The organism is Anaerostipes sp. CAG:276 (assembly GCF_000432215.1).
In the GTDB taxonomy this organism is placed as follows: domain Bacteria; phylum Bacillota; class Clostridia; order Lachnospirales; family Lachnospiraceae; genus Anaerostipes; species Anaerostipes caccae.
On the sequence record NZ_FR889173.1, the window covers coordinates 1 to 5,394 of the forward strand.

At 44.3% G+C, this 5,394-nt stretch carries 6 protein-coding genes; all 6 read right to left on the minus strand.

What is annotated here, in order from left to right; translation table 11 throughout:
* The coding region (gene mgtA / locus QVP35_RS01255; protein ID WP_288187721.1) for a magnesium-translocating P-type ATPase at positions 1-2,137 on the minus strand (2,137 nt) is incomplete at its 3' end.
* 164 nt (positions 2,138-2,301) lie between these two features.
* Entirely contained in the window at positions 2,302-2,613 is a 312-nt protein-coding gene (locus QVP35_RS01260) for a DUF3784 domain-containing protein (RefSeq protein ID WP_006566802.1), read from the minus strand.
* Between the two features lie 6 nt (positions 2,614-2,619).
* On the minus strand, positions 2,620-2,850 hold the full coding sequence (locus QVP35_RS01265) for a hypothetical protein (RefSeq protein WP_006566801.1): 231 nt from the start codon (positions 2,848-2,850) through the stop codon (positions 2,620-2,622).
* Positions 2,851-3,528 carry an MgtC/SapB family protein gene (locus QVP35_RS01270; protein ID WP_006566800.1) on the minus strand — a complete coding sequence of 226 codons (678 nt, stop codon included), beginning with the start codon at positions 3,526-3,528 and terminating at the stop codon, positions 2,851-2,853. It lies immediately after the preceding gene.
* Positions 3,529-3,667: 139 nt separating this feature from the next.
* Complete coding sequence (locus tag QVP35_RS01275; protein WP_006566799.1) at positions 3,668-4,591, minus strand: cation diffusion facilitator family transporter; 924 nt, start codon at positions 4,589-4,591, stop codon at positions 3,668-3,670.
* Between the two features lie 267 nt (positions 4,592-4,858).
* Positions 4,859-5,362, minus strand: a complete 504-nt coding sequence (locus tag QVP35_RS01280; protein WP_006566797.1) for a winged helix-turn-helix domain-containing protein — start codon at positions 5,360-5,362, stop codon at positions 4,859-4,861.
* Positions 5,363-5,394: the final 32 nt, after the last annotated feature.

Below are 5,394 nucleotides of genomic sequence, written 5' to 3' on the forward strand. Positions count from 1 at the left end.
GTACAGAGAACATATTGCCGAAGTTGGAAGATGCAGTCATCTTGATATATTTAATCATGTTGGCGTAGGTCTTACGTCCCTCAATGATACCCTGCTCCAAAACCATTAGGTCTTTTTCCAGCAGAATGATGTCGGCAGATTCCTTTGCCACATCGACAGCAGTATCCACCGAAATGCCGATGTCGGCGGCTTTCATAGCTGCGGCATCATTGATACCGTCACCCATGAAACCGACCGTATGACCATTTTCACGGAGAACGGAAACCACACGAGCCTTCTGGTCAGGAGTCAGCTTTGCAAATACATCTGTAGACTCCGCCGCTCTTGCAAGCTCTACATCGCTCATGTGCTCCAAATCAGAACCTAGAAGCATATTGCGAACCTTCATCCCCACCTGCTTGCAGATGGTACGAGTCACTTTGTCGTTATCACCGGTTAAAATTTTGGTGGTAACACCGTGGTCTTTCAAAGCCTTAATAGCATCCGCAGTAGATTCTTTTGGAGGATCCAGGAATGCCAGATATCCAATCAGCACCATGTCACACTCATCTTTGACACCAAATGCGCCAACTGGGGACGGATTGCTTTTCTGTGCAATCCCCAGAACGCGAAATCCCTTGTCGTTAAGATCATCCACTGTCTCCAGAATCCGACAACGAACGTCATCCGTCAGAGGCTGCACTCCTCCATCACACTCTGCAAATGTACAAATAGAAAGCATTTCTTCCACAGCACCTTTTGTTACCATTTGGGTCTTGCCCTTTTTATCCTGCACCACAGTAGTCAGACGGCGACGAGTAAAGTCAAAAGGAATCTCGTCTACCTTTACATAGTTTTCGGACAGGTCAATGAGACGCGAATCTGCTGCTTCTTCTTCCTCCGTCTTATTGATAATCGCCAAATCCATCAGGTTTTTATAGCCGGTCTGGAAGTAACTATTAATGTAAGCGTGACGCAGTACTCGCGTATCGTCCTCGCCATTTACATTCAGGTGGTATTCCAGCACAACCTTATCTTGGGTCAGAGTGCCGGTCTTGTCGGTGCAGAGAATGTCAATGGCACCGAAATTCTGAATAGAATTGAGGTTTTTAACGATTGTCTGCTTCTTGCTCATGGAAACAGCACCTTTCGCAAGACAGGTTGTTACAATCATCGGCAGCATTTCCGGTGTCAAACCGACAGCAATAGAAATGCCGAATAAGAAGGCCTCTAACCAGTCGCCCTTGGTGATACCGTTGACGAAGAACACCAGCGGAACCATAACGAGCATAAAACGAATCAGCACCCAAGAAACGGCGTTGACACCCTTGGTAAAGCTTGTTTCAACCGCTTCCCCGGCAACTGCGCACGCCATGGAGCCAAACAGAGTATGATCGCCAACACAAGCAACAACAGCTGTTGCGCTGCCAGAAATCACATTACTACCCATAAAAGCAATGTTTGTGTAATCGGTCACGCTCTCTTTCTGTGCGCTCACATTGGGCGTTTTTTCAACAGGTTCACTCTCTCCAGTAAGACTTGACTGGCTGACAAACAAATCCTTCGCGTCCAAAATACGAACATCCGCCGGAATCATGTCTCCAGCAGACAGATGTACAATATCTCCGACCACCAGATCATCCATAGGAATTTCTATTTTTTCCTGGTTCTTACGGGTAACGGTGCAGGTGGTCGTAATCATGGCTAACAACTTTTCTGCTGCGTTTCCACTTCTGGATTCCTGCACAAACCGAAGCGTACCTGAAATGAACACCATTGTTAAAATGATAACCACCGTCAGACAATCAAAATCCTCCGGCGTACTGCCAAACAGAGAAAAATAAGGTAGAATCATATCTGTAATGGTTGATACCAGAGCCAGACAAAACAGAATGGCTGTAAAGGGGTTGATAAACGCACCGGCCACCCGTTTTGCCAAGGACTTCTTTTTTTCATGCGTTACTTTATTGGTGCCATATTTGGTACGACTTACGTGTACTGCTTCTGCATCTAATCCCCGAAGTGTGGTATGAAGTTTTTTCAAAACCTCTTTAATGGGATTGGTTGCAGCAAATTGAATGCGACGGTTCTGTTCGTCACGAATGACTGTCTTTTCGACAGACTGACGAACAGCCATGCGGTTTTCTTTCTTGTTCATTAAACTTACCTCCTTGAATTTTTGTAGAGGCCAGGGCAATCACATGAGGGACACGGAACTTCCGAATCCCCATCTGCTGCTCTTTGCCTTCGCGGACTACTGTCAGAGTCCATGCCTTTCACCTCACTGTTTTATAAAATATCTATGTGAAACCGCAATGCGGATTATTGACTATAATAGCGGTTGCTCTTTCCGATATACCAGACATCAAAGCCTGCAACGATTAGCCATGCTATCATCGCACACACAAACCAGTGGTTTGAAAATCCTGCCCAAAACCCCTTCATCAGAAAGATAATGCCATTGAGTACAATGACTTCCCCGATGTTACGGCAAAGCGGGATAATTTTAATTTTATCTTTCTCTTCCTGCGACATATTTTTCCACGCAGACAGGTGAATATGTCCTTTCCCACAAGCAAACAAGAAACCTGCAATAGTAAAAAGAACTCCGAAAAAGATGCAGGTGAAATCCATATTTCCTCACTCCTTCCAATATTTTATTTCATTTTTTAGTCTCAGAAGTCTGGTGAGCAGTATGATCACTGTAACAGCAAGGATAAACCAAATAACAGCAGTTACCTGATACCACATCTGAAACATCAAAATCCTCTGTTTAGAGAACATCCAGCTTAAACACCCGCATATTATTGTGAACACGGAGTAAAGTGCAAAGAAAATTGCCAGTTTGTGATCTTTGATTTTCGTCTTCACTCACAACACCTCCCAACCAGCGCTTACAACTTCCGGGATTGCCAATGCCTGCCCAACGATTCCCTCTAAAACATTGTTTTTAGGCTTTCTAGCAGAACAGTATTCCTCAATGATCTCAACCTTGTCACCAACAACATCGCCGCTTTCCAGATTATCCAGGAACAGCGTTTTGCAAGGATTGCTGTTAATAAGCAACAGACGAATTTCCTGCTCTGCATCTTCCTGACAAGTGACCGAAATACGATATTGTTTTTCAGATTCATCACCGGCAGTGATTGGATTCAACTTTCTTGCAAGAGGACGCAAAATCAAGTTGGAGCCAATCAAAATACCAGCAGCGGTGATTGCCATTGCATACATCCCTGTACTTGCAAGAATGCCAATGGCAGCTGTACACCATAGCGTTGCCGCAGTATTCATTCCACGCACTGTTCCGCTGTCCTTGAAAATCACACCGCTGCATAAAAAGCCAACACCGGATATAATACTGCTCCCGACACGAAATACCTGATCCGGGCCATAGAGCATTGGAAACAAGGTAAAGAAGCTGGTTCCCATGCAAATCAGAACATTGATACGAATACCTGCCGGATGGCCGGTTAGCTGCCGTTCCAATTCAATCAGAAAGCCAAGCGCCAAGGAGAGGGAGTTTCTTAAAACAAAATCGGTGTAAAACATGCGAATCGCCTCCCTTCGACCACGAACAGTATATAAAAACCGCAAGGAGAATCACATGGCGAAAACCTTGCGATTTCCTTGCGATTTGGCAAGATTTTAAAGAATAATACGTTGATAATAGTTCATAGATTGCTATGTTCTACTTTGTACTGCCATCGGATACAGTGCTTGCTGGGTTTACATGAACCATGCAGTGTTTTACTTCTGGAAAGGAATTTTCTATTGAGTAATGAACCTGCTCAGCAATATAATGCGCTTCTTTTAACCGTAGGTTTTCATCTACGGCAATCTCAATATCCACATATATTTTCATACCAAACAGGCGGGTCTGTAGCAGGTCAATACGCCTTATTTCAGGGATTGCGGCAATCAGACTTCGTAGTTTATCTTCAGTAGCATCATTGCAGGAATGATCTACCATTTTATTGATAGCATCACGGAAAATATCCATGGACACCTTCACAATCACCACACAAATGATAACACTGGCAATTGAATCTAAAATAGGATAGCCAAGCCTTGCCCCCAGAATCCCCGCAAACGAACCAATAGAAGATAGGGCATCTGAACGGTGATGCCACGCATCTGCCATCAGAGAGCCGGAATTAATCTTCTTTGCGGCCGATCTGGTGAACCAGTACATCCACTCCTTTACAATAATGGATACTACGGCGGCCATAAGCGCCAATATTCCCGGAACTGTCAAATCATCCCCAGTGCTGCCGGCAATAATCTTTTTCAACCCAACAATTCCGATTCCAATTCCCGTTACCAGCAACACACCCGAGAGGATAATGGATGATACGCATTCAATACGCTCATGTCCGTAAGGATGCTCTGCATCGGATTCCTTGCTCGACATTTTTGCTCCAACGATAACCACAATTGTGCTAAGCACATCGGACGCTGAATGAACTGCATCGGAGATCATGGCGTCAGATCTTGCGATGATTCCGGCAATCAATTTAAATAAAGACAAAAGGAGATTTACAATGATACTGATACTGGAAACGTGCATTGCAGTCTTTTGTGCGGCATTATCGGGATTCGATTTACTCTCCACTTTAATACCTCCTTCTTTTATAATTCTTTTTGATAATCATGGCAAAGCGGTCCAATGCCGCTCTCAAAATGTCTTTGGGCTTTATTCTCTTCATACATGTTTGAGATGTATACCGGCTGAAGCCGCGGAACAATACCTTGCAACAGGCACAGGCTTAATAATACAACAATCGCAAGGTGACTCCCATGGCGAAAACCTTGCGATTTCCTTGCGATTTGACAAGAATTTAGGCGGGCTGAAACCGAAAGTGGTCTCAGTCCGCCTATGTTATAGTTGGTCATTAAATTTGTACCCGATGCCCCAGATAGTCAAAATATACTTCGGCGCATCTGGATCAGGCTCAATCTTCTTTCTCAGTTTTCGGATAAATGCCATGATGTTGCTGTCATCCAGCAGATAATCCTCTTCCCAGACTGCACGATAAATCTGCTCTTTAGTAAAGACCTCGCCCCGATTCTGGGAAAGAAAATACAGAATGTCAAACTCTTTTGGGGTCAAGCTGATTTCTGAACCTTTCAGCAGAACCTTTCTACTTTTCGGATGAATCTCCAATTCTCCAATTAGAATCCCGTCCGACAGAATACCGGCAGGTAGCTCTGTTTCTTCTGATGCTCCCAAAAGCAAAGAAGATACCTCCCCGCTGATCATATCCCGGATGCCAGACAGTAAATCTTCTGCACAGTCACTTTTCGGCGGCTCTTTAATCAGCTTTTCCAGCATCCAAATTTCAAGGGCGGAATCCATAGGGATAAAACTGATATTCTTTTTCACGATGAATTCCTCCTTTCAAATCAACTCATGGT

Bases quoted from the DNA above. Each gene is read 5' to 3' on its own strand.
- QVP35_RS01260 (WP_006566802.1), bottom strand. From the start codon at position 2,613: ATGGATTTCACCTGCATCTTTTTCGGAGTTCTTTTTACTATTGCAGGT.
- QVP35_RS01270 (WP_006566800.1), bottom strand. From the start codon at position 3,528: ATGTTTTACACCGATTTTGTTTTAAGAAACTCCCTCTCCTTGGCGCTT.